Genomic DNA, 1,726 nt, shown 5'->3' on the forward strand with positions numbered 1-1,726 from the left:
CGGAACCGGTCACCACGGACGAGCACGATGCCGACGCGACACTCGAAGCCTCCGATGATGTGCCGGCTTCCCGTGGCGTGCCGGCTTCCCGTGGTGCGTCGACGTCTCGCTCTCGTGGTGCGTCGGCGTCTCGCTCTCATGGTGTGTCGGTGTCTGGTGGTGTGGGGGTTTCTGAGGGGGTTTCTGGTGTGGGTGTTTCTGGGGGTGGTGTGTCGGTGTCTGGTGGTGTGTTGATGACGTTTGAGGAGGTGTGGGAGTCGGAGGGTGTGGGGGATTTTGTTGTGGGTGTGGGTAAGCGGGTGGTGGTTTTTTCGTCTGATCCGGTTGTTGAGGGTGTGTTGCGGGGGGAGTTTGAGGGTCGGGGGGATTGGTCTGTGGTTTTTGTGGGGGTGGGTGATGGTTTTGAGCGGGTGTCGGAGCGGTGTTTTCGGGTGGGTGTGGGTGATGTGGGGGATGTTGCGGCGTGTTTTTCTGCGGTTGAGGAGTTGTTGGGTGGGGTTGATTGTGTTGTGTATTTGTGGGGGGTTGAGGATCGGGCGCATGTGGTGGATGCGTCGGGTTTGGTGTGTGTGATTCAGGGGTTGTCGCGGGCTGGTGTGCGTCCGGAGCGTTTGGTGGTGGGTGCTGAGTTTGGTGATGGGTTGGAGCGGTGTTATGCGGAGTCGTTGATTGGTTTTTCGCGGTCTTTGCGGATGCCGTTGGCGGGGACGTTTGTGAGTGTGGTGTGTCGGGAGCGTGTTGCGGGGGTTGTGGGGGTTGATGCTTCTGGTTGGGCGGGGGTTTTGTGGGATGAGTTGAATGGTGGTGGGGCGGATGCTGTGTTGTATGAGGGGGTGGGTTCTCGGCAGGTGTGTCGGGTTCGTCCGGTGGGTTTGGATGAGGATTGTGGTGGGGTGTTGCGGCGTGGTGGGACGTATTTGATTACTGGCGGTATGGGGGGTCTGGGAAAGATTTTCTCGGATTGGTTGGCTGCTGAGTATGGCGCGAATTTGGTGTTGGTGGGTCGTGGTGAGTTGGATGATCGTCGTCGGGCCAGGGTGCAGGAGTTGGAGCTGGCTGGGGCGTCGGTTGTGTATGTGTCGGCTGATGTGGGTGATGCTGCGGCGTTGCGGGCTGCTGTGGAGCAGGGCAAGGCTCGGTTTGGTGGTATTGATGGTGTGATTCATGCTGCTGGGCTGGAGTCTCGGCGCAGTGTGGTGGATAAGGATGTGGGGGAGTTTCACCGGGTGGTGCGGCCGAAGGTGGCTGGCACGTTGGCGCTGGATGAGGCGTTGTCTGGTGAGTCTGTGGATTTTGTGTGTTATTTCTCGTCGAGTTCGGCGATTCTTGGTGATTTTGGTGGGTGTGATTACGCGGTTGGTAATCGCTTTTTGATGAGTTATGCGCAGTATCGTGAGGCTGTGGGTGGGCCTGGTCGTGCTGTGGTGATTAATTGGCCTTTGTGGAATAGCGAGGGCATGGGTGTGGCCGATGCTGATGCGGCTGCGTTTTATTTGAAGAGTAGTGGTCAGCGGTTTTTGGAGGCGGCTGAGGGGACTGCTTTGTTTGAGCGGTTGTTGGGTCAGTCGCGTGGGGGGCATTTGGTGTTGGTGGGTGAGCCGGCGAAGGTGGCTCGTTTTGTGGGGGTGGACCCGGCCGAGATTGAGGTTGGGGTTTGTGGTGGTGCTGATGATGCGGCGCAGGTGTCGGTGTCTGAGGGTGATGGGGGGCGTGTTGCTGGTCCTGG

Annotated in this window: 1 protein-coding gene; it reads left to right on the forward strand. The window is 59.1% G+C overall.

Annotation, left to right across the window (positions count from 1 at the left end; genetic code table 11):
• Window positions 1-233 precede the first annotated feature (233 nt).
• On the forward strand, window positions 234-1,726 hold a 1,493-nt coding region (locus tag DPM12_RS24175), incomplete at its 3' end, for an SDR family NAD(P)-dependent oxidoreductase (protein WP_146751936.1).

The organism is Phytoactinopolyspora halophila, assembly GCF_003287285.1.
Classification (GTDB): domain Bacteria; phylum Actinomycetota; class Actinomycetes; order Jiangellales; family Jiangellaceae; genus Phytoactinopolyspora_A; species Phytoactinopolyspora_A halophila.